We start from the raw sequence: 21091 nt of genomic DNA, 5'->3' as shown, positions 1-21091 counted from the left end.
AGCGTCAAATGACGCCGCGCTCCCTCAGAAGGGTCTGCTCGTCCCCCGACACCCATCCGAAGACCTTGGGCTCTGCGCCCAAATGCTGGACGAGGTAGTGGACGTCGAAATCAATCACGACGTCGGATTGGTTCTTGCGGACATACATCGCTCTCCAGGAGACGTGGGCGACGCAATGGTGTTCGTCCAATGGCGCGATGCGGAGCCCCCGCATCTCCATCGCCTTTGTTCCGATAGCGCGGTAGTGGGCATAGCCCTTAGCAAGGACCTGCTTGAGATGCTCGTCGTTCTTCCCAGTCATCACGCCGGCGGGTGTGGCCGCGATGAACTCCGAGGCGTAGAGCGCGGCGACTTCATCCATGTTCACGTCGCCGCGCAGAGACGCCTTGGAGATACTCTCATATCGCTCGAACAGCTTCCTGACGTTCGTCTCCATCGTCTTCATAGTCGCCTCCAACGCGTGTCGGGATCGGAAGTCTCCGCTGACGTCACTTTCGCAGGACCAGCTCGCCGTGCGTGGGTTCGTCAAGGTTACGTTGTCGAGCGCCTTGATCAGCCATTTGCCGTCCCGGCGAGTCAGCACTCACCGACGGCGATCGCAGCTAGAGGTCCCCGATCTTGACGTTGCCGCCGTCTTCTCCGGATCGTGTTGAAGCTCAACGCATCTTGAAACGGAAAGTTGCCGCGAGCTTAAGCCAAGGGCGCGTAGGGCCAGTCGGTAGCGAAGCGGCGGCCAATCGGCTTCACTGGCCCGCCAGCACCTCCTTGCACTTTGCCGCAAACGCGTTGAGGTACGCGCCAAGTTCGCCGGCCAGCGCATCGGACCGCTCGACATTTTGCAGGCTCATGTTGAGGGCGTAGACCGGAAGCCCGGCCAGCACGATGGGTGTGGCAACGGCGAGAACGCCGGGTTGCCACGACACTGCGCAATAACCGTTGCGTTCGACTGAGCGTATCGATGCCCTGACGTCCGCAAGCAGCGCCTTCGTGGCCGCCGCGCTACGCCGCTTGAACTGCCTCAGCAATCGCTCGCGCTCGGCCTCGGCAATGCCGGCCAGATAAGCGCGCCCGAGCGACGTCAACTCCATCGGGACCTGCTGACCCGCGACGACGTTCCGCAGTGCCGCTCGGGGGCTGTAGCGGATCGACTCCAGGTAACCATCATGGCTCGATCCGCCGTCGCGAGGCCCACGTTGAGCCGGCGCTTGGCCGATTCGGCCCGCATCATCGGTCCGATCGCGTTGAGCACCGGTGATCCCGTCCGCATGGCGTGACCGATGCTGATGACGGACGCGGCAAGCCGGTAGGTCCGCATCGCGCGGACTTCGTCGAGCATCCCGGAATTGACCAGCGTTCGCGTCAGCCGGCTGACCGTCGATCGCGGCAGTCCTGTTCGCTCCGCAATCTCGCCGTTGCCCAGCGTGTCGACGCCGGGCCGGAACGCCCGGAGGATTTCGATGCCCCGTTCGAGCGACCGGTTGCCGTCAACCCCGCCCGCATATGTGCGCAGCTGCGCCACATCAGCCTCCGTCCGGCGTTTCCACTAAGTGGAATTAGGGGGATGTTCCGGCGGGCGCAAGCCGCTATCAGCACCGGGAAGAAGAATGCCCGGCCGTGCTGGGGCTCAACGAGGAAACGGCACCGCCGAAATCGGCATTCGACATCCGCAATGCGTCGCGGTGATCGATCCGACTCGAACCAAGGAGCTTGCCATGTCCTATCAGCTCATCGAATTTTCAGTCGCGGCGGGTGTCGCGACGATTGCATTCAACCGGCCGGACCGACGCAACGCCATGAGCGACGACATGCGCTCGGAGTTGGTCGCTGCGCTCGAAACCGTGGCCCGGGACAAAGCGATCAAGGCTCTGGTGCTGACGGGGCGCGGCAGTGCGTTCTGCGCCGGCGGCGACATCAGCGGAATGAAGCGCCGGCTCGAGGCGCCGCAGGGCGACGTCGCATTCAACGGATGGAGCCGTCAGCAGGGCGTGCATCACGTGCAGTCGCTGCTGCTGGGCCTGCCGAAACCGACGATCGCCGCCGTCAACGGCGCCGCGGCGGGTCTCGGCGCGGACACTGCGCTGGCCTGCGACTTCGTCATGGCAACGGAGCGATCGAAATTCACCTGGTCCTACATCAAGCGCGGTTTGATCCCCGACGGCGGCGGCCTGTATTTCCTGCCGCGCCGGGTCGGGCTTCCCAAGGCCAAGGAGCTGATCTTCACCGGACGCGTCGTCGAGGCTGACGAAGCGCTCGCGCTCGGCATCGTCGATCGCAAGGTGGCCTCGAGCGAGCTCCTGCCGGCCGCGCAGGCCTGGGCGGCCGAACTGGCTCAAGGCTCTCCCACCGCGCTGGCGCTGGGCAAGAAGATCCTGAACGAGACGTTCGAGCATTCCGCCAACGACATCTTCAGTCTCGGCAGCCAGGCGCAGGCCATCTGCTACACCAGCGCGGAGCATCGCGACGCGGTGACCGCGTTCCTTGCGCAATCCGCGTCGAAGGATTGAGCCATGGATGCGATCGAACGCCTGATCCGGCCCCGCAGCGTCGCCATCATCGGCGCTTCAGCGGACCCGAGCAAGACGTCGGGGCGGCCGGTGTCCTATCTCCGGCAGCATGGCTTTGCGGGCGCGATCTATCCCGTCAATCCGAGAGTCGCGAGCATCGGCGGTCTGACTTGCTACCCCGACATCGCCTCGCTGCCCGATGTGCCTGACGTCGGCCTTGTCCTGCTCGGTGCCGAGCGCGCGCACGTCGCGGTGCGCGAATTGTCCGAGCGGGGCGCCGCCGCGGCGATCGTCCTTGCCAGTGGCTTCACTGAAACAGGGGCGGAAGGCGCCGAGCGGCAGAAGCAGCTCATGCAGGCCGCCGGCTCCATGCGGATCCTCGGGCCGAACACGATCGGCCTCGTCAATCTCACCGACAATATCGTGCTGTCGGCGTCGGGCGCGCTGGCGATGGATGACTTCCCGGCGGGATCCATCGGATTGATCTCGCAAAGCGGGGGCATTCTCGGCGCCTTGCTGTCGCGCGCCGCGGCGCGCGGGGTCGGTCTGTCGAAGCTGGTGTCGACCAGCAACGAGGCCGATCTCGACCTCGCTGATTTCATCGATTTTCTCGCCGACGACAGCGCAACCAAGGTCATCGCGCTCTATGTCGAGGCGATCCGCAATCCGGCTCGCTTTCGCGAGTCGGTTTTGAAAGCGCGCCGCGCCGGCAAACCAATTGTCGCCTTCAAGATCGGTCGATCGGAAGCGGGCGCACAGGCGGCGGTCTCGCACACCGGCGCGCTGGCCGGCTCCGATCGCATGTATGACGCCTTGTTCAGGCAAGTCGGCGTGATCCGCGCCAAAACGTTCGAAGACCTGCTCGATATTCCCGCAGCCCTTGGTGCGGGACGGAAGCTGTCCGGCCGGCGTGTTGCGATCCTCACCTCGACCGGCGGCGCCGGCACGATCGTATCAGACAGTCTCGGCGTCGCCGGCTTTGTGACACCCGCCCCCGATGCTGAGACGGCCGCGCAATTGCGCGCGCTGCAGTCGGGACCGCAAGCCAACCTCGATCGCAACCCGATCGATGTGACCCTCGCCGGCCTGCAGCCGGATCTGCTGCGCGCCGCCATCCGCATTCTGCTCGCAAGTCCCTCCTACGATGCGCTGGTCGTCATTGCCGGCTCGTCGGCTGTGGGATCGCCGAGCCTGATGGCCGATGCCATCCACGACTGCCTGCCGCTGAGCGACAAGCCCGTCATTGCCTATGTGAGCCCCTACGCGCCCGAGGTGGTTTCCGTCCTCACCCGCCGAGGCGTCCCGGCCTACACGTCCGCCGAAAGCTGCGCCGCTGCGCTCGACGGGCTCTTGCGGGCCGGAGTGCCGGAGCAGGTCCAGAGACCCACCTTGCCCCTGACGGCGGCCGATGTCAGCGACTTCCCGGCGGGATCGCTGGATGAGGCTCAAGCCAAGGCGTTGTTCGCCCGCTTTGGTGTTCCGGTCGTGGCGGAGAAAATGGTCGCAACGGCGAGCGAAGCGGAACAGGCCGCACGAGACTTCGGCGGCCAGGTCGTGCTCAAGATTCTCTCTCGCGAGATCGCGCACAAGAGCGATGTCGGTGGCGTCGCGGTCAACCTGACTGCCGAGACGATCAGTGGCCGCCTGACGGCGATGGCAGACGAGGTCGAGGCCAGGGTCGGGACGCGGCCCGACCAATTCCTGGTTCAGGAGATGGTTTCCGATGGCGTCGAGATCATTCTCGGAATGCATCGCGATCCCTTGGGAACGGCCATCCTCCTCGGAATGGGCGGCGTCGCGGCCGAACTGTTCAAGGACACGACGATGCGCCTGCTGCCACCGGACGGCAGCCTCGGCCAGGCCGAGGCCTTCGCGATGGTGCGTGATCTCGTCACCTGGCCGTTGCTGGACGGTTTTCGGGACCGGCCGAAATGCGATGTCGAAGCGCTCACAGAAGCGGTCGTCGCTTTCTCGCGCATGGTTGCGCAGCTCGGTGATCGCCTCGTCGAGGCCGAAATCAATCCGGTCTTCGTGCTGCCGGCGGGCCGGGGCGTGAAGGCGGCAGACGGATTGGTTGTTCTCAATGTCTGAACAAAATCGGATGGAGCTTCTTATGGCCAGTGGCGAAATCATCAATCATGATCGCGCGCGCGGAAAGGGTGTCGTCGTGCGGCGCCGGCGAGGTCTCGTCGTGCTCGCCTGTGCTGTCGTCTCGGGGCTCGGACTGACGCCGGCGCGCGCCGAATATCCCGACAAGATCATCAAGATCGTGGTGCCCTTCGCAGCCGGCGGCGGGACCGACATCATGGCGCGAACGACGGCGCAGGAGATCCAGACGGATCTCGGCAAGTCCGTCATCATCGAGAACAAGCCCGGCGCCGGAACCATCATCGGGACCCAGACGGTGGCGACCAGCGAGCCCGACGGCTATTCGCTCCTGATGGCGACCTTCGCGCACGCGGTCAATCCGAGCCTGTACAAAAAGCTGCCGTTCGATCCGCACAAGGATTTCGCGGCGGTATCGCTGATCGCGCGATCCTTCAATATTGTCGTCGTCAACCCGGCCTCCAAGATCAACTCGATCTCCGATTTGATCGCAGAAGCCAAGGCCAATCCGGGCAAGCTCAATTTCGGGACATTCGGCACCGGCACCTCGGCCCATCTCGCCGGCGAGCTGTTCAATGCGATGGCCAAGGTCAAGATGACGGCGGTGCCCTACAAGGGTGCGGCGCCCGCGATCAGCGATCTCTTGGGCGGCCAGATCGACGTGATGTTCACCACCGTGGCAAGCGCGGCCTCGCTGGTGGCTGCGGGCCAGCTCCGGGCGCTGGCTGTCACGTCCGCCGAACGTTCGGCGGCATTTCCGCAATTGCCTGCTGTCGCCGAGGCCGGGGTGCCCGGCTATGCCGCCGAATCCTGGTACGGATTGTACGCTCCGGCCAAGACGCCCGCGCCGGTGATTGCGCGTCTCAATCAGGCAATCGCAAAGGCGGTTCAGTCCGGCGCGTTCAAGAAGCTGGAGGCCAACGAAGGCCTCATCATGGTCGGCGGCGCTCCGGAACAGCTCGATCGCTATGTCGGGCAGGAGGAGGAACGCTGGCGCAAGCTGGTCAAGGACGCCAACATCGAGGTGCAATAGGACAGCAGGAGGGCGCCTGCGCATTGCCGGAACATTGCGCAAGCACGCTCCGCTATCTGTCCTCGCTAGAGTGTTTTGCTCGGTCGGATGACAGCCCTCATTCGGAGACGGCGAGAACGGTCAGCCCCCTGGTGCGCTTGTCCGGCGTCTCGAACTCGATCCGCTGCCCCACCGAGAGGCCAATCAGGGCCGCTCCAACAGGCGTCAGAATCGAGACCCGGTTGAGTTCGATGTTCGCCTCGTGCGGATAGACCAGCACGATCTCCCGGCTGGCACCTGTCCCGTCATCACGATAGGTTACTTTGGAGCCCATCCTGACCACGCCGCGCAAATCGTTCTCTGCGGCGACCGACGCCCGTTCCAGTTCGCGCGCCAGAAACTGGGCGACACGAGGGAACAGATCCATGGTCGAATTCGCCAGCGAGCTGAGACGCCGCGATTCGTCTTCAGTGATCTTGATCGGCGGCAACGCCGGCTGGTCTCGCCGAATCTCGGTTTCGAAGTTGTGCATTTGATGTCTCCTATGCTGCGGTTGGTCCGGGATCGTCATCGAGCGGCTTGCGCCGATGAGCCCGGAAGAGCGGGACGACGTTGGGGCTTGATTGGGTCACGTTCTGAACCCTGACGACGTTCAGGCAGCCGGCGAGGATGTATGGCATTTGGTCGCCGACCTGCAGGCCGATCAAGGCTGCCCCCAAAGGTGTCAGAACCGAAATGCGGGCGGGATCCGACCCACACTCCTCGGGCCAGACCAATTGCACGACGCGACGCGGAACGCCCCAATTCGTGCAATAGGTGACCCATGATCCAACGGTCACCCGCGAACGGAGATCGTCCCAATCGTTCGGTACGATGTCAGCGCGGTTGATCTCACTGATGAGAAATATCCCGTCCAAATCGCCTTTTTGGGCGGCAAGGCGGGCAAGCTGTTCGAGTCGCGGATAGTCCGATGCGGTGAGCGCGATTTTTGGAAGAGGCAGCACGGCACACTCCTTCTGCTTCAAGACGACCTCTCAGGGCGAGGTCACGAAAGCTGGAAAAGAGCCCGGACGGTGCAAGCACCGTCCGGCTAACCGCCTGCTTGGAGGCGGCCGGCGTGAAGACCGAAGCGCGCGGTGCGCGCATCTATGTCGACGACATATGCCATGACATTCTGACTATAGTGATTCATTTCGCCAGCAACATTGCGGCTAAACCGCACAGTCGCGAGCGATCGAATCGCTGCAACGGCCATAATTCGACGGTGATATGAGCTTCAGTTTTGGCACTGGCCTTTCACCGCAGCCCCTGCTCGTCGATCAGGATGCGGTGGATCTCGATGCGCTCCGGCAGCTCGATCAGGAATTCCGCGTCGCGCGCGAGATGATGGACCTTGGTCGGCTCGCCCTTGGTGAAGGCCGTCATGTCCTTGATGTCCGCCCAATAGGAAATGGTCGTGAACCACGTCTCCTCATCGCGGTCTTCGCGCAATTGCTGCACACCGAGCGCGGTCTTGAGCAGCGGCGGAATGCCCTCGGACTGCAGATAGGCTTGGTAGGCATCGGCAAGATCGCGGCGGGTGCGACCGCGCCAGATGCGAGCTATGGTCGGCTTGGTCGGCATGGTGGACTCCTTCCGGGCGAAACGCCGTGCTTCGCAGTCCCGTTCCATGCGCCTCCCTGTCGCTGCCGGCAGCGGAACCTGTGCCGGCTGCTGACGGTCCCGTCTCGGAATTCCCCATCATTGATCTGAAGCAATGATGATCCCGACCACCAATGCTAGAACGACTCGCAAGTTGCGACTCAGGGCTTCCCAGCCGGTCGCGACAATCGCAGCGCGTGCTGGAATCTGAGGGCTCAATGGGACGACTACTGAATATCGTGACGCCGCTGCATACGGCGACCAAGCGCGACTACATGGGCCGCATGAACGACGACAAGATCGGCTGCTCGCTGAAAGCGCGGGAATACGAGGCCGACTATTGGGATGGCGACCGCCGCTTCGGCTATGGCGGCTATCGCTTCATCGAGGGGCGCTGGGCGCCGGTCGCCAAGGCGCTGATCGAGACCTATGGCCTGAAGGATGGCTCGAGCGTGCTCGACGTCGGCTGCGGCAAGGGCTTCCTGCTGTACGAGATGCAGAAGATCCTGCCGGGCTTGAAGGTCGTCGGCTTCGATATTTCCAAGCACGGCCTCGAAAATGCGCACGAGCAGGTGAAGCCGTACCTCTTCAATTACCGTGCCCAGGACATCTATCCCTATGGCGACGACAGTTTCGATCTCGTCATCTCGCTCGGCACGCTGCACAATCTCCGGCTCTATGAGCTCGAAGCGGCGCTCAAGGAGGTCGAGCGGGTCGGCAAGAACAAATACGTCATGGTCGAGGGCTACCGGAACGTCGCCGAGTTGCACAACCTCGAATGCTGGGCGCTGACGGCGGAGTCCATCCTGCACACGTCAGAATGGATCTGGCTCTACGGCAAGCTCGGTTACACCGGCGATTACGAATTCATCTATTTCGAGTGATCGGGCGCGCCTCATGGATATCAAGACCGCCAAGGCGGCCATTCTCGTCGAATCCGGCAAGCCGCTGATCGTCGACGAGTTCACCTTGCCCGATAGGCTCGAACACGGCCAGGTGCTCGCGCATGTGCACACGTCGAGCATCTGTGGTGCGCAGATCAACGAGATCGACGCCGTCAAGGGCGTCGACAAGTTCCTGCCGCATCTTCTGGGGCACGAAGCGCTGGCAACGATCATCGAAACCGGACCCGGCGTCGTCTCCTGCAAGCAGGGCGACACCGTCGTCATGCATTGGCGGCCCGGCAAGGGCATTCAGGCCAATACGCCGGCCTATTCCTGGCGCGGCAAGCGCCTCAATGCCGGCTGGGTCACCACCTTCAATGAATATGCCGTGGTCTCGGAGAACCGCGTCACGCCCGTTCCCGCTTCGATCGATCGTACAAGCGCGCCGCTGCTCGGCTGCGCGGTGACGACCGCGCTCGGCGTCGTCAACAACGACGCGCAAATCGCCATCGGCGAGGCGGTCGTCGTGTTCGGCGTCGGCGGCGTCGGGTTGAACATCGTGCAATTCGCCGCGATGGTCGGCGCCTATCCTGTCATTGCGATCGACCGCCTCGACAACAAGCTGGCGATGGCGAAGGATTTCGGCGCCACCCACATTATCAATTCCGAAGCGGTCAAGGATGTCGCTGCCGAGGTTCGCTCCATCACCGGCACTGAGGGACCCGACAAGGTCGTCGAGACCACCGGCGTCAAGAATCTGATCGAGCTCGCCTACGAGATCACGGCGAAGAAAGGCCGTTGCATCCTCGTCGGCGTTCCCCGCGAGAAGGCCGAGATCTACACGCTGCCGCTGCACTTCGAGAAAGTGCTGAAGGGCTCGGAAGGCGGGCAATGCCAGCCGGCGCGCGATATCCCACGTCTCGTTCGCCTGAGCGACGCCGGCAAGGTGAGCTACCGCGGGATCGTGACCCACGAGTTCGCGCTCGACGACGTCAACGACGCACTGGATTTGATGCGCAGCGGCACATCGGGGCGGATCCTGCTGAACATCAGCTAGGCCGCGGCGAAGGCGCCGACGGCACATCGACGCTGGCGCTGCAGCAGCCAGGCTGTGATCGCCATGTTCACGATATTCCAGGCGATGCCATTGACCAGCGCCGAAGCGTAGGAGCCGGTCCAGTCGTAGATCGCGCCGGCCATCCAGGCCCCCAGCGCCATGCCGGCGAGCGTGACCGAGATGGCGAGGCTGACGCGAAAGCCGGCCTCCCTTGCCGGGAACAGCTCACGGATGATCACCGCATAACTCGGCACGATGCCGCCCTGCGCCAGGCCGAAAATGGCGGACACGACGTAGAGCGAGACCAGCCCGTTGAACGGCAGATAGAGCGCGAGTGCCATGGCCTGCATCGCCGAGCCCAGCAGCAAGGTCGGCAGGCCGCCGATGAGGTTCAACACCCAGCCGAAGATCAGACGGCTCGCCACACCAAAGCCGAGCATCACCGCCAGCATTTCGGCGCCGCGCGCGGAGCCGTAGCCGAGGTCGCCGCAATAGGCGACCAAATGGACCTGCGGCATCGACATGGCGACGCAGCAGCACATGCCGGCCAGGGCCAGCAGGCCCTGGGTGACGCCCGGAGACAGGCCGATGGCCTGCATTGTGTTGCCGCAGCTCGCCGCTTGGTGCGCAACCTTGTGGAATACCGGTCGCCGCCGCAGAACCAGACAGAGCGGCAGCATCGTTGCGAGGCAGAACAGGCCGATGCCGATATGGGTCTGCCGCCAACCGTGCGCGGCGATGGCATGCTGGACGATGGGTGGCCAGATCATGCCGGCAAGAGAGCCGCCGGCCGTGGCCAGGGAAATCGCAAGGCCCCGGTGCCTGTCGAACCACAGCGATGCGTCGGCCACCAGGGGCGCGAAGCTCGCCGCGCCGCCGAGCCCGATCGTGACGCCTGAGATCGTCGCGAACACGGACAGGTTAGGGGCAAAGGCGGTCAGGACATAGCCGAGGCTCATCAGGATCGTGCCGCCGGTCAGTGGCGGCAGGATGCCGAAGCGATCCGCCAAGCGGCCGACGATGATGCCACCGATCATGAAGCCGATGATGGCGAGCGTGTAGGGCAGGGTCGCCTCCGCGCGAGGCGCATTGAAATCGGCCTGCAACGCCGGCAATGCCACGATCAGCGACCACATGCCAACGCAGCCCAATGCGCTGAGGGCGATGGAGGCGGTGAGGCGAATCCAGGAATACGATTTTTCGATCGACGGCATGTCAGGCACTGCGGCGGGTTTCCTGGGGCTGCATGGAGATCGGCCCTGGGGTATCGCTCGCCGTCAGCGGCGACAAAGCAGGATTTCTCTTTTGTCGAGCGAGCGAAACTCATGCATCCTCCCGGCCTTCCCGCATCGCCCGGAGCCGGCCATGACGTATCTGCTGCCGCCACTCAATGCCCTGCGCGCCTTCGAGGCCGCCGCCCGCCATCTCAGCTTCAAGCAGGCCGCTCACGAGCTGCACGTCACGGCCGGTGCGGTCAGCCAGCAAGTCCGCCTGCTGGAGGAACGGCTGGGGGTGCAGCTGTTCGAGCGACGGACACGGCAGATCATTCTGACCTCCGCCGGCGAAACCTATCTGGCGCGGGTCCGTGACGCCTTTCGTTGCCTTGCCGAGGCCACCGCCGAGCTCAAGCCCGAGGGCGTCACGAGCCTGCTGCATATCGGGCTCCACGCCAGTTTTGCCGTCGATGCGTTGCGGGCGCGCCTGGCGCAGTTCCGCCGGGCCCAGCCCCAGCTCGCCATTCGCATCAGTCAGCCGGCAGGGCTGCACGAGCTGCTCGAAGGCAAGGTCGACGTCGTGATCGCGGACAGGGTGCAACGCTGTCCCGGCTACAAATGCGAGCCCCTGGAGAGCGGCTTCCTGATCGGGCCGCTGGGCACTGCCGATTGTCCGGAGATCGAAACCGTGCGGTCCTGCCTGCTTGGCGATGTCGAGCGCGCGCGGCCGGCCACGCCGAGGGCGCCGCTGGCTGCCAGTCCGGCAGGGCCGGCACGCAGACCATCCAAGCCGTTCTTTTCCGCCTGAACGGGCCTGTTCTCAGGTTTTGCCATGACCGGCTTCGCGCGCCGGCCGTAACCGGCGGTTAACCATGGATATTTACGGTGTCGAAAGCCTCTGAACTGTGACTGTCAGTTGATTTCGAGTCGAGCCCATGGCGTTCGGTAGCCGCGCAACTCCGCGAAGTATCGCCCCGACGGAGCCTGCGGCTTCGTGGGAAGCGCCGCGGGCTGCGCGGACCAAACCTGACGGCGCCGCGCCGGCGCTGATCAAGGGATCGCTGACCGTCACCGGAGTGCTGTCTTTCCTGCGCGAGAACGGCCGGCGCATTCTGACGCTGGCGCTGGCGTTGTTCGCTCTCGGCGTCGTCGTTCTGATGATTCTGCCGGTCCGGTACGCCGCGACGGCCCTGGTCGTGCTCGATCCCCGGGAGCTGCGCGTGACCTCGGATCAGGAGGTGCTGCCGGGCATCGGCCAGGACGCCGCGGCGCTTCAGAGCCAGATCGAGATCGCCAAATCGGACGGCTTTCTCCGCCCCTTGATCGAGCAGCTCAAGATCGCCGATGACGATGATATCGCGGGCGGTCATACCGACATGACGCGCCTGCTCGAAAAATTCCGCAACCGCCTCGAGATCACACGCCGCGGGCTCACCTACGTCATTGCGATTTCCTTCACTTCGAACCGCCCCGAGCGGGCCGCTTACTACGCCAACGCCATCGCCGAGGCGTTCGTTGCCAGCCAGGGCCGCGTCCGCACCGAGGCCACGGACGAGGCGGCCGACTGGCTCAAGAACCGGCTGAACACGTTGAACGAGCGGCTGCGCGCATCGGAAGACGCCGTCGCCGCCTTCAGGCTCGAGCACAAGATCCTCAATGCCGGCAAGGATTCGACCACGCAGCAATTGCGGGTGACCGATCTCAATCAGCAGGTCTCCGCCGCTCGTCTTCGCACCGAGGAAGCCAAGGCGCGCTACGAGCAGGTGCAGCGCGATCTCAAGGCCAATGTCGAAGGTCCCGTGAAGCAGGACCTGTTGAGCATGCTGCGTGCGCAGCGCTCGACCCTGAACGACCAGATTGCGCAAAAGAAGGCGGTGTACGGCGACCGCCATCCCGACCTCGCGATCTCCTACAGCCAGCTGGCCGATATCAACCGGCAGATCGAGGTCGAGCGGAAAAAGAACATCGACACGGCGAAGTCCGAATATGAGGCCCAGCTGGAGCAGCAGAACGCGCTGGAGAAGCAGCTCAAGGCGGTCGAGACGCAGATGCTGGTCGACGGCCAGGCGCTGGTGAAGCTGCAGGAGCTGCAACGGGACGCCGATGCCAACAGGAACATTTACGAGCAGTTCCTGTCGCGGTTCAAGACGACCAATGAGCAGCGTCAGCTGCAGAACTCCCAGACCAAGATCGCTTCGCCCGCCATTCCGCCGCTGCGCTCGACCCGTCCGCCGCTCGCTCTGCTGCTGGCGGCGCTGGCGATCGGATCGCTGCTGACATCGACCGCCGCCACTGCGGCGATGACGAGCATGTCCGGCGGGCCTGCGCCGGCCGAGGCTGCCGTGCACGCAGCGGCGCAGGATACGCAAGACGGGCAAGTCCAGCAGCAGCTCCAGCCGCAAGTCCAGCAGCCCGCCGCTGCCGCGCCCCGGCCCGAGGCGGTGACGCGCCTTCCTGTCTGGGCCCGCATCCCCGATCTTTCGTCCGGAGCCGGGACCAACACCAACACCGTCTGGCAAAGACCGATCGCTGCCTCAGTGGAGCTCGATCTCGGCGCCTATCTGCGGCCTCTGCTCAAGCGGATCGATCGCGTGCCGGTGCGCGGTTGCAAGGTCGCCCTCGTGCTGTCGGTCGGCAAGAGCGCCGGCGGCAACACCGTTGCGCGTTCGCTCAATCGCGCCGCCGTGAACAGCGGCATGATGAGCGTATTGATCCGGCTGCAGGGCGAATTCGCAGGTCACCAGCCGCCGGTGACCGAATGGAACGACGGCTCGACCACGGCAGGACTCCAGTCGATCGACGAGCTCCTCAGTGCCGGCCGAAAGGCCGATGCGAGGCCCGAGGACGATATTCGTTCGGAGTTCGATCTGATCATCGTCCATGCCGGCAATCTCGCCTTGCAGCCCGACGCCATCGCGCTGGCGGCGCATGCGGACCTGATCGTCCTGGTGACGCGCGCCGGCGAGCTCGGTTCGGCGGCGATGCGCCGGGTGACCGCCGCGCTGTCGAGGTATGAGACCGTGCCGACGGGTTTGGTCGTCAATCACGCGCCTGCGGGCTCGACGGCGCCGCACCCCGAGGGCGGCGCATTGGGCCTTGCGGTTTGACGGTGAAAGCGGCGCGCCGTCGTCTGCTGACTGCTGCGATGCTGCTGTCGATCTCGTTCGGAGCGCCGGCCTTCGCCGACACTTGCGTGCCCGTGCCGCAGACGGTGGCGCCGGCGAGGCTCGCCGCACTGTCGCGCGGCTTCAATGCCGACGGCTGGATCAACGGCGAGGTGCCAAGCCGCGAGTTGCTGCAGCAACTGCGCAGCGCTGGAATGACTCACGTCCGGCTGCCGGTGCCGGCCGAGCGCGTGATGCCCCGGTTCGCTGAGAAGGCCGAACGCGACGAGACGCTGCGCGCGCTCGAGAAGGCGCTGAAGCAGCTCACCGCGCTCGGCTATGCCACGTCCGTCGATCTTCATCCCGGCGAGCGCTTCAATCGCCTGCACAAGGAAGATCAGGACGCGGCGCTGCGTGAGATGCAGGACGCCTGGGGCAGCCTCGCGGGAGTCATTCGCTCCTATCCGGCCGATCGCGTCTTCGCCGAGCTGCTCAACGAGCCCGATATCGACGCTGACACATGGCAAAGGCAGGTCGATACGCTCGCCGGCTTCGTCCGCAAATTGCTTCCCGCCACCACTCTCATTGTCGGCCCCGTCAACTGGCAGCGCGCGGACTCGCTGCCGCGGTTTCGTCCGCTGGACGATCCCGACATCGTCTATGCCATCCACTTCTATGATCCCATGGTGTTCACCCATCAGGGTCACTGGGATGCGCAGGATCCGCTGCACGACATCATGGATCTGCCTTATCCGATCAACGCCGGCGATCCCAAAGTGCAGGCGCTGCGCCAGGATCTGCAGGCGAGGGGCGCGACCAAGGCGCTCGGCATGCTCGACACTGCAATTGCCGCCGCCAAGGACAAGCCAGGCGCCGATCGCTGGCTCGCGCCCGCGCTCGCATGGCAGCAGCAGTTCAAGCGGCCGATCATCGTCAACGAGTTCGGCGTGCTGAAAGCCGGTGCGCCCAGACAAAGCCGGTTGCGCTGGCTGGCGGACGTCACCGCTTATGCCAGGGAGCATTGCTGGGGCTGGACGCATTGGGAGCTGGCGCAAGGCTTTGGCCTCGTCGATCGCAGCACGGGCAAGCCCGATCCCGACGTGATGCGGGCGCTGCTTGGCGGCGCGCCCCGGCGCGCCCGGCGCTGACATCGCACGGGTTCGCTATCGTTAACGAATCCTTACACATCGCCCCGCTATCGTGCTCGACGCGCGCTGCCAAAGGACGATTGATGGGTGCCGGGGACTTGACCCAGGTTCAGACCGTGCCGGCCGAGCCATCGCCGCCGGCCTGGCGCGAGCTGGTTCCGACCCTCTGCATCGCCGTGGCAGCGATCGGCTTTGCTCCGGTCCTGCATTTGGCCTATCCGGCCCTGGCCATCGTGGTCGAGGTCCTCATCGGCATCGCTATCGTGCTGGCGGTCCCGACCTATGCGCCGGCCATCGCGATCTTCGTCCTGTTCTTCCAGAACCTGTTCGTCTCGATCCTGTCGCCGCTGGTCCCGCTGCGGTCCGATCTCGATTTCATCAAGGGCTACAATTTCCTCGTCTGCTCAGTGATGTGGCTGGCGACGTTCGGCCTTTACGCGCTGGGCCAGAGGAAACAATCGGCCGAGGTGAACCAGATCATGCGCTGGGGTGTCGTCACCCTCGCCGTGGTGTCGCTGTATTTCGCGATCGGCTTCATCCAGGACGGACAGCCGGCGGCGGTCTATCTGCGCAATATCGTGCTGCCGCTGTTCCTGTTCCAGCTCTCGCTTCTGACGGCCGCGACCTATGAGGTGCGCATCACGCCGTTCCTGGTGATGCTCGCGGTCATCCTTCTGCTGTGTGGCTATGTCGAGCTCGTCTTCCGCGATCTCTGGCTGGCCATCACCAACAGCTATACGTTCTGGGGTTTCGACGAGCTCAAGGCGACCCATTCGGGTGTCTGGGAAGCCCAGATGCGGGCCACCGGTAACGTGCCCGTCGACCTCAAGGACCGCTTCAGCTTCGATTTTCTGAACACGCCCTTGCTCGAAGGGTTCGGCCTGTCGAAGATGCTGCGCATCAATGGTCCGAACATGCATCCGATCAGCTTCGCTTACGGCGTCGGCTTTCTCGCCCTGTTCCTGTTCTCGGTGGGACGACCGCTGCTGGCCCTCGCAGCATTGCCGCTGCTGATCTTTTGTAGCGTGAAGGGCGCGCTCATCGTGGTGATCTTCGTGGTCGCGGCCTGGATCGCGACCCGTCTGATCGGCGCCGTGGTGACGTTGTTGCTCGGCTTCCTCGGCATGGCCGCCTTCGCGGTTCTGGCGATCCGCCTCGGGCTGCAGATCGGCGACTATCACGTCATTGGACTGATGGGTGGTTTGGACGGCTTCGTGCAGAGACCTTTCGGCCGGGGCCTCGGCATTGGTGGCAATTTGTCGGAGAGCTATTTCTCCATCGACTGGAGTGCCGCACAGGCGGCCGGGACGATCGACGGCGCCGTCGAGAGCGCGATCGGCGTGCTCTTGTACCAGATGGGCGTTGGCGCCTTCGTGCTGCTGGCCTTCTATTTCGCGATGGCGCTTAGGGCATGGCGCCTCTACGCCTCATCGGGCTATCTGACGCAGGGTCTCGCCGGCTTCGGCGTCATGGTCGTGCTGCTCAACGGATTGTTCCAGGAAGAGGCCTTGTTCGCGCCACTCGCGCTCGGGCTCATGCTCTCGCTCACGGGCCTCGTCATCGGCAGTCATGTGAGAATGCAGAGTGCCGCCAGCGAGCAGGCGGAGTTGAGGCACCTCACGCGCTACCAGCCCGTGGCGTAGCTCAGCGCCAGGCGCCCACACCTGAACGCTCTGACGCAGGAACTTCCGATTTTTCCCGGCGTTGGTCCCGTGTGTCGCATGAGCGGCCGGTCCGCACGATGAAGAATTTCTCCAACGCTGAATTTTCACCCGGGGTGATCGCGATCATGACGAGCGCCCTGGAAGCCGCGGTTGCGAGCCTGCCGGAGCCGGTGCAAGCGTCGCACGTCAACATGCTCGCCGAATCCATCCTGCGCACGGCCGGCGCGGGCGAGCGCAACGTCGCCGACCTGCAAAGGATCGCCTTGATGGAGCTGCAACTGATGCCGCGCGAGTGATGAGGCGGACATGAGGACGACCTCTGTTGCGATTGTCGCGATGCTTGCCACTCTGTCTGCCGCCCAAGCAGACAGCTGGACGACTTACCGCATCGCCGAGACCGGGACCTCGGTGGACATTCCCGCTTCGCTCTTCAAGGAGATGGCCGGCAAGCCCGATGGCTACGGCCAGCAATTTCGCACCTCCGACGGCAGGGCCGATCTCACCGTACAGGCCGTTTCCAACGGCCAAGGTCTTTCGCCGGCTGCATTCCTGGCCAGGAAGAGTCCGCCGTCCGGCATCATCTACAAGCGTGTTGCCGCGAAGTTCTTCGTGGTCTCCAGCATCAAGCGCGACAAGATTTGGTACGACCGCTGCAACTTTGCGCGCGGCTATGTGCACTGCGTGCTTATCAATTATCCCGCGGCCGAAAAACGGCAATGGGACCGCGTCGTCACACGGATCAGCCACAGCCTGAGCGCCGACTAGACGGGGCGCCATAAAAACCTGCCCGAACTCACTCAGGCACCAGATTGCGAGCCTGGCGCTAGGTGATTGACGTTTGTGCAGGCGACCATGGCCGGGCTTCGCGCCATGGGCTGTGCCGAACGTGCAGGTGAATCGGTCACGCCAGGAGCACGATTGCCTCGCCCGGCATCATCGAACTGTCATCGCCTTGTCATTCGCGCTCTACTGATCGCTGCTCCTTTCGCCGCGCATCGTGGAGACTGACATGCATCTGACCAAATCCATTTCGTCCGACCGCCGGTCGATCCTCAAGGGCCTCGCGGCCGCAGCCATGGCGCCGATTGCTGCGCCGGCGATGGCGGCCGAGGGCCTTCCGGCGCAGCCGGCTGGTTCGGCCGCCGCGATCGCCGCCGACAAGGCCTATTGGGCGGCAGTGAAGGGGCTCTACGCCGTGACGCCCGATGTCGTCAATTTCGAGAACGGCTATTGGGGCATCATGGCCGAGCCGGTGCGGCGCGAGTTCATCCGCCAGTCCGACATGATCAACTTTCAGAACACCTATTACGCGCGGCAGCGCGCGGGTGCGGATTTCGAGGCGGTGCGCGCCAAGGTGGCGGAGGCGGTCGGCGCGGCGACCGAGGAGATCGCACTCACCCGCGGTGCGACCGAAGCGCTGCAGCTCCTGATCGGCGGCTACAACAGGCTGAAGCCAGGTGATGCCGTGCTCTATGCCGATCTCGACTATGATTCGATGCAGTATGCGATGAACGCGCTGAAGGGGCGCCGCGGCGTCGACGTGGTCAAGTTCGACGTGCCGGAGCCCGCCACCCGCCAGGCGGTGCTCGACGCCTATGCCCGCGCCATCGAGGCGAACCCGAAGACGCGACTTCTGCTCCTGACCCATGTCAGCCACCGCACCGGCTTCGTCATGCCGATCGCCGAGATCGCCCGCATGGCGAAGGCCAAGGGCATCGACACCATCGTCGACGCCGCGCATTCCTGGGGGCAGATCGACTTCCGGGTCGGTGAACTCGAGGCCGATTTCGTCGGCTTCAATCTGCACAAATGGATCGGCGCGCCGCTCGGCGTGGGCTTCCTCTACATCAGGAAGGACCGCCTCGCCGCCATCGACCGCGACATGGGTGACGAGGATTTTGCGGAGGCCGATATCCGCTCGCGGGTTCACACCGGCACAGTCAATTTCGCCACGGTGCTGACGGTGCCGACGGCCGTGGCGTTGCATCAGCAGATCGGCGCCGCGGCAAAGCAGGCCCGCTTGCGCCATTTGCGCGACTATTGGGTGAGCCGCGCCCGCGGATTCAAGGACATCGAGATCCTGACGCCGGACGAAGTCGGCTCATACGGCGCGATCACGTCGTTCCGTCTCACCGGCAAGACCAGCAAGGCCGACAACGAGGCCATCGTGGTGAAGCTGCGGGACAGCCACAAGGTCATGACGGTGCGCCGGGCCGGCGTCGCCAGGGGCCAATGCATCCGCGTGACGCCGTCGCTCTTTACCGATGAGGCCGATCTCGATCGCCTCGTCGAGGCACTGGCGGTGATCACGGGGACGAAGACGGGGTAAGGCCGGGCGGGGCGCGGTCGCTCGTGTGTCAGCTGCGCTTGGCTGATTGGATCAGGTCCCAGCGGTTGCCATAGAGATCCTCGAAAACCGCCACCACGCCATAGGCCTCATGCCGTGGCGCCTCGACGAAGCGCACGCCGGCGGCGATCATGCGCGCATGATCGCGCTCGAAATCATCCGTCTCCAGGAACAGGAAGACGCGTCCGCCGGTCTGGTCGCCGATGCGTGCCATCTGCGCCGGACCGTCCGCCCGCGCCAGGAGCAAGCTGGAGCCAAAATTGCCCCGCGGCCGCACCACCACCCAGCGCTTGCCGCCACCGAGCGGCGTGTCCTCGCAAAGCTCGTAATTCAGCGCGCGCGTGAAGAAGGCAATCGCTTCATCATAGTCAGCGACCACGAGAGTGACGAGGGACAGATGCTGATTCATCACGCAACCTGGTGGATGGCGGGAAGCTCGCTGTCAGGAAGACAAGGGTAGCATCGCATTGGCCCGGCCGGTGTAGCCCTCATGCGCCAAGCATCACGCACTTGCAATCAAAAATTGTGTTGATAGGATTTGCGCCAAACTTCAGGGCGGGGGGCAGAATGAAGAATTCCTATCAGGTCACGGGCACCAATGCGAACGCGCCATTCACCCTGAAGATTCATCGCGGCGACGGGATGTTGCTGCTCGCGATGAATTGGCGGCAGGGCAAGCCACCGCGCGATTTCGTCGGCTTTGCAATCGAGTACAAGGAGCCGAAGCAAGATCGGTTTTGGCCGGTGCCCAACCGCATCGGCTTTCCGGGTCAGCGCAAGAAGCCGAGCGACCCGATGCTCCCGAGTACGATTGCGCCGATTCAAAAATTCCGCTGGGTGCATTTCCCCTGGCACGCCGACAAGGACGGACAATTTCTCTATCGCGTGACACCCATGTTCATGGACAAGTTGGGAACGCTCAGTCGAGGCGAACCGCAGGAAGCCTCGATCGCCCTGATGCGCGAGACATTACCGGGCAAGCTGAATGTTGCTTTCACGCGCGGTTATGTGTCCTCGCAATCCTTTGTTGAGAAGTTCGCGCCCGACCGCAAGCTCGGCAGCCTCATTCCAGATGATGCAAAGGATGGTTTGACCTTCAAGCCCACGAACAAGAAGGCCGAGGAAGCCTATAAGTGGATGGGCTTCGAAGCGCGTGCGTCGATCCTCGACGTGCTGGATGAGGCGATCGCCGCCAAGGCCAATGTTCGCGTCATCGCTTATGACTTCAACATGCCCGAAATCCTGACCCGTCTCGAAAAGCTCGGAAAAAGGCTGAAGGTCATCATCGACGATTCGACGGCCAAGGGCGGCGGGCACAAAGCCAAGGATTCGCCCGAGAGCGTCGCTGAGAAGCGCTTACGCAAATCGGCCGGGGCTGACAACGTCAAGCGCCAGCATATGGCGAACCTGCAGCACCATAAATCCATCGCGGTTTCCGGCAAGGGAGTGCATAAGGTCGTGTACGGCTCCACGAACATGAGCTGGCGCGGGTTCTATGTGCAGTCGAACAATGCGGTTATTGTCAACAGCAAGAATGCTGTCGACGATTACTTCAAGGTTTTCGATAGCTATTTTTCGGCGGAAGCCGCCGGCGACTTTCGCGACTCCGAGGTGGCGACGGGTTGGCGCGATCTGGGAGTGAGCGGACTCGGCGGAAAGGTCGCTTTTTCGCCGCATACCGAGGAGAACGGGCTCCTGGCCGTGGTGGGCAAGGACATAGCCAAGGCGAAATCCAGTGTTCTTTTTTCTTTGGCGTTCCTGGGTCAGATGAAAAATGGACCGATCGGTCCTGCCCTAGGTCGCGCCATCAAGAGCAAGACGGTGTTCGCGCTTGGCATCGCCGATGCGCGCGTGAAGGAAGGGAATTTGGGCGTCACCGTATTGACGGCCGACAACAAGAAGCGCGTCGTTCGTTCGTCGGCGCTGACCGGCAATGTGCCGGCTCCGTTCAGTACGGAACCGTCAGGACTTGCCGGCAGCGACGGTCAGCACCGGGGTACTCGGATGCATCACAAATTCGTCGTGCTCGATTTCGATACCGACGATGCACGCGTTTATCTGGGCTCATACAATTTCTCTGAGTCCGCCGATACTGACAATGGCGAGAACCTGTTGCTGATCAAGGATCGCACGGTCGCGACCAGCTACATGATTGAAGCATTGCGCATCTACGATCACTATCGTTTCCGCTCCGCCCGCGAGGACGCAAAGGGCAAGAGCAAAAAGGTGCTCGAGCTTCAGTTGCCGCCCAAAAAGGCTTCAGAGAAGGCGTGGTGGCAGAAGGATTGGGACGATCCGATCAGCAGGAGAGACCGGGAGCTATTTGCCTAAAGCATGATCCGGGAAAGTACGCAGCGGCCTTCCGAAAAGATCATGCTTAAACAGCAACCTAAAGCGCGATGACGCTTCA

The 21091-nt window shown here is 63.7% G+C and carries 21 protein-coding genes; 13 read left to right on the top strand and 8 right to left on the bottom strand.

From position 1 onward, the window contains the following. Window positions 1-4: 4 nt before the first annotated feature. The 3 genes from GGD61_RS15460 to GGD61_RS40495 all read right to left on the bottom strand — a co-directional run bounded on the left by GGD61_RS15460 (window position 5) and on the right by GGD61_RS40495 (window position 1519). Window positions 5-436, bottom strand: a complete 432-nt coding sequence (locus tag GGD61_RS15460; protein WP_092251995.1) for a hypothetical protein — start codon at window positions 434-436, stop codon at window positions 5-7. A 307-nt stretch (window positions 437-743) separates the two neighbouring features. Then, window positions 744-1088 carry an IclR family transcriptional regulator C-terminal domain-containing protein gene (locus GGD61_RS40500; protein WP_246785941.1) on the bottom strand — a complete coding sequence of 115 codons (345 nt, stop codon included), beginning with the start codon at window positions 1086-1088 and terminating at the stop codon, window positions 744-746. Next, window positions 1079-1519, bottom strand: a complete 441-nt coding sequence (locus tag GGD61_RS40495; protein ID WP_312012649.1) for a helix-turn-helix domain-containing protein — start codon at window positions 1517-1519, stop codon at window positions 1079-1081. Before GGD61_RS40495 ends, GGD61_RS40500 begins: the two co-directional genes overlap by 10 nt. Before the next feature lie 193 nt (window positions 1520-1712). On the opposite strand from GGD61_RS40495, the gene GGD61_RS15450 reads away from it, so the two are divergent. Genes GGD61_RS15450 through GGD61_RS15440 form a run of 3 tightly spaced genes read left to right on the top strand, consistent with a single transcriptional unit; the run spans window position 1713 to window position 5643 of the window. Continuing rightward, the gene (locus GGD61_RS15450) at window positions 1713-2504 is read left to right on the top strand and encodes an enoyl-CoA hydratase/isomerase family protein (RefSeq protein WP_092251997.1); all 792 of its coding nucleotides are present in this window, start codon (window positions 1713-1715) and stop codon (window positions 2502-2504) included. A 3-nt stretch (window positions 2505-2507) separates the two neighbouring features. Beyond that, window positions 2508-4595 (top strand): acetate--CoA ligase family protein, encoded by a 2088-nt coding sequence (locus GGD61_RS15445; RefSeq protein ID WP_092251801.1) that lies wholly within the window; start codon window positions 2508-2510, stop codon window positions 4593-4595. Window positions 4596-4617: 22 nt separating this feature from the next. Then, window positions 4618-5643 (top strand): tripartite tricarboxylate transporter substrate binding protein, encoded by a 1026-nt coding sequence (locus GGD61_RS15440; protein ID WP_183230880.1) that lies wholly within the window; start codon window positions 4618-4620, stop codon window positions 5641-5643. 97 nt (window positions 5644-5740) lie between these two features. Here GGD61_RS15440 and rnk read toward each other — a convergent pair whose 3' ends face one another. The 3 genes from rnk to GGD61_RS15425 form a co-directional block, all read right to left on the bottom strand. Continuing rightward, on the bottom strand, window positions 5741-6154 hold the full coding sequence (gene rnk, locus GGD61_RS15435; protein ID WP_018321175.1) for a nucleoside diphosphate kinase regulator: 414 nt from the start codon (window positions 6152-6154) through the stop codon (window positions 5741-5743). Between the two features lie 10 nt (window positions 6155-6164). After that, window positions 6165-6647, bottom strand: a complete 483-nt coding sequence (locus tag GGD61_RS15430; protein ID WP_092251803.1) for a GreA/GreB family elongation factor — start codon at window positions 6645-6647, stop codon at window positions 6165-6167. Between the two features lie 271 nt (window positions 6648-6918). Beyond that, the gene (locus GGD61_RS15425) at window positions 6919-7245 is read right to left on the bottom strand and encodes a hypothetical protein (RefSeq protein WP_092251804.1); all 327 of its coding nucleotides are present in this window, start codon (window positions 7243-7245) and stop codon (window positions 6919-6921) included. Between the two features lie 236 nt (window positions 7246-7481). Here GGD61_RS15425 and GGD61_RS15420 point away from each other — a divergent pair, with 236 nt between their 5' ends. Both GGD61_RS15420 and GGD61_RS15415 read left to right on the top strand, forming a co-directional pair. Beyond that, complete coding sequence (locus tag GGD61_RS15420; protein ID WP_177236872.1) at window positions 7482-8147, top strand: class I SAM-dependent methyltransferase; 666 nt, start codon at window positions 7482-7484, stop codon at window positions 8145-8147. A 13-nt stretch (window positions 8148-8160) separates the two neighbouring features. After that, window positions 8161-9204 (top strand): zinc-binding dehydrogenase, encoded by a 1044-nt coding sequence (locus GGD61_RS15415; protein ID WP_092251808.1) that lies wholly within the window; start codon window positions 8161-8163, stop codon window positions 9202-9204. Here GGD61_RS15415 and GGD61_RS15410 read toward each other — a convergent pair. After that, window positions 9201-10418, bottom strand: a complete 1218-nt coding sequence (locus tag GGD61_RS15410; protein WP_177236890.1) for an MFS transporter — start codon at window positions 10416-10418, stop codon at window positions 9201-9203. The genes GGD61_RS15415 and GGD61_RS15410 overlap by 4 nt on opposite strands. 151 nt (window positions 10419-10569) lie before the next feature. Between GGD61_RS15410 and GGD61_RS41255 the strand changes: the two genes are divergently transcribed. The 7 genes from GGD61_RS41255 to GGD61_RS15375 all read left to right on the top strand — a co-directional run bounded on the left by GGD61_RS41255 (window position 10570) and on the right by GGD61_RS15375 (window position 18663). Next, window positions 10570-11226 (top strand): LysR family transcriptional regulator, encoded by a 657-nt coding sequence (locus tag GGD61_RS41255; RefSeq protein ID WP_092251812.1) that lies wholly within the window; start codon window positions 10570-10572, stop codon window positions 11224-11226. 127 nt (window positions 11227-11353) lie between these two features. Further along, on the top strand, window positions 11354-13525 hold the full coding sequence (locus tag GGD61_RS15400; RefSeq protein ID WP_183230879.1) for an exopolysaccharide transport family protein: 2172 nt from the start codon (window positions 11354-11356) through the stop codon (window positions 13523-13525). 38 nt (window positions 13526-13563) lie between these two features. Continuing rightward, window positions 13564-14670, top strand: coding sequence for a glycoside hydrolase family 5 protein (locus GGD61_RS15395; RefSeq protein ID WP_092251999.1), 1107 nt, complete (start codon window positions 13564-13566; stop codon window positions 14668-14670). A gap of 98 nt (window positions 14671-14768) precedes the next feature. Then, window positions 14769-16313: a hypothetical protein gene (locus tag GGD61_RS15390; protein WP_246785939.1), complete on the top strand. Its 1545-nt coding sequence runs from the start codon at window positions 14769-14771 to the stop codon at window positions 16311-16313. Between the two features lie 146 nt (window positions 16314-16459). Next, on the top strand, window positions 16460-16630 hold the full coding sequence (locus tag GGD61_RS15385) for a hypothetical protein (protein ID WP_409362465.1): 171 nt from the start codon (window positions 16460-16462) through the stop codon (window positions 16628-16630). Window positions 16631-16640: 10 nt separating this feature from the next. After that, window positions 16641-17099 (top strand): hypothetical protein, encoded by a 459-nt coding sequence (locus GGD61_RS15380; RefSeq protein WP_092251816.1) that lies wholly within the window; start codon window positions 16641-16643, stop codon window positions 17097-17099. A 244-nt stretch (window positions 17100-17343) separates the two neighbouring features. Then, window positions 17344-18663: an aminotransferase class V-fold PLP-dependent enzyme gene (locus GGD61_RS15375; protein ID WP_092251818.1), complete on the top strand. Its 1320-nt coding sequence runs from the start codon at window positions 17344-17346 to the stop codon at window positions 18661-18663. Between the two features lie 28 nt (window positions 18664-18691). On the opposite strand, the gene GGD61_RS15370 is transcribed toward GGD61_RS15375, so the two are convergent. After that, complete coding sequence (locus tag GGD61_RS15370) at window positions 18692-19090, bottom strand: VOC family protein (RefSeq protein WP_183230877.1); 399 nt, start codon at window positions 19088-19090, stop codon at window positions 18692-18694. Window positions 19091-19248: 158 nt separating this feature from the next. Here GGD61_RS15370 and GGD61_RS15365 point away from each other — a divergent pair, with 158 nt between their 5' ends. Continuing rightward, the gene (locus GGD61_RS15365) at window positions 19249-21012 is read left to right on the top strand and encodes a phospholipase D-like domain-containing protein (protein ID WP_092251822.1); all 1764 of its coding nucleotides are present in this window, start codon (window positions 19249-19251) and stop codon (window positions 21010-21012) included. Window positions 21013-21091: the final 79 nt, after the last annotated feature.

It is taken from the genome of Bradyrhizobium sp. SBR1B (genome assembly GCF_014198205.1).
Lineage (GTDB): Bacteria > Pseudomonadota > Alphaproteobacteria > Rhizobiales > Xanthobacteraceae > Bradyrhizobium.
Note: the sequence above shows the minus strand (reverse complement) of the source record. Positions and strands in the feature narration are given on the sequence as shown.

Bases quoted from the DNA above. Each gene is read 5' to 3' on its own strand.
- GGD61_RS15380 (WP_092251816.1), top strand. From the start codon at position 16,641: ATGAGGACGACCTCTGTTGCGATTGTCGCGATGCTTGCCACTCTGTCT.
- GGD61_RS40500 (WP_246785941.1), bottom strand. From the start codon at position 1,088: ATGGAGTTGACGTCGCTCGGGCGCGCTTATCTGGCCGGCATTGCCGAG.
- GGD61_RS15440 (WP_183230880.1), top strand. From the start codon at position 4,618: ATGGCCAGTGGCGAAATCATCAATCATGATCGCGCGCGCGGAAAGGGT.
- GGD61_RS15460 (WP_092251995.1), bottom strand. From the start codon at position 436: ATGGAGACGAACGTCAGGAAGCTGTTCGAGCGATATGAGAGTATCTCC.
- GGD61_RS15450 (WP_092251997.1), top strand. From the start codon at position 1,713: ATGTCCTATCAGCTCATCGAATTTTCAGTCGCGGCGGGTGTCGCGACG.
- GGD61_RS15370 (WP_183230877.1), bottom strand. From the start codon at position 19,090: ATGAATCAGCATCTGTCCCTCGTCACTCTCGTGGTCGCTGACTATGAT.
- GGD61_RS15410 (WP_177236890.1), bottom strand. From the start codon at position 10,418: ATGCCGTCGATCGAAAAATCGTATTCCTGGATTCGCCTCACCGCCTCC.
- GGD61_RS15375 (WP_092251818.1), top strand. From the start codon at position 17,344: ATGCATCTGACCAAATCCATTTCGTCCGACCGCCGGTCGATCCTCAAG.
- GGD61_RS15425 (WP_092251804.1), bottom strand. From the start codon at position 7,245: ATGCCGACCAAGCCGACCATAGCTCGCATCTGGCGCGGTCGCACCCGC.
- GGD61_RS15400 (WP_183230879.1), top strand. From the start codon at position 11,354: ATGGCGTTCGGTAGCCGCGCAACTCCGCGAAGTATCGCCCCGACGGAG.
- rnk (WP_018321175.1), bottom strand. From the start codon at position 6,154: ATGCACAACTTCGAAACCGAGATTCGGCGAGACCAGCCGGCGTTGCCG.
- GGD61_RS41255 (WP_092251812.1), top strand. From the start codon at position 10,570: ATGACGTATCTGCTGCCGCCACTCAATGCCCTGCGCGCCTTCGAGGCC.
- GGD61_RS15365 (WP_092251822.1), top strand. From the start codon at position 19,249: ATGAAGAATTCCTATCAGGTCACGGGCACCAATGCGAACGCGCCATTC.
- GGD61_RS15415 (WP_092251808.1), top strand. From the start codon at position 8,161: ATGGATATCAAGACCGCCAAGGCGGCCATTCTCGTCGAATCCGGCAAG.
- GGD61_RS15395 (WP_092251999.1), top strand. From the start codon at position 13,564: ATGCTGCTGTCGATCTCGTTCGGAGCGCCGGCCTTCGCCGACACTTGC.
- GGD61_RS15385 (WP_409362465.1), top strand. From the start codon at position 16,460: ATGACGAGCGCCCTGGAAGCCGCGGTTGCGAGCCTGCCGGAGCCGGTG.
- GGD61_RS15445 (WP_092251801.1), top strand. From the start codon at position 2,508: ATGGATGCGATCGAACGCCTGATCCGGCCCCGCAGCGTCGCCATCATC.
- GGD61_RS15420 (WP_177236872.1), top strand. From the start codon at position 7,482: ATGGGACGACTACTGAATATCGTGACGCCGCTGCATACGGCGACCAAG.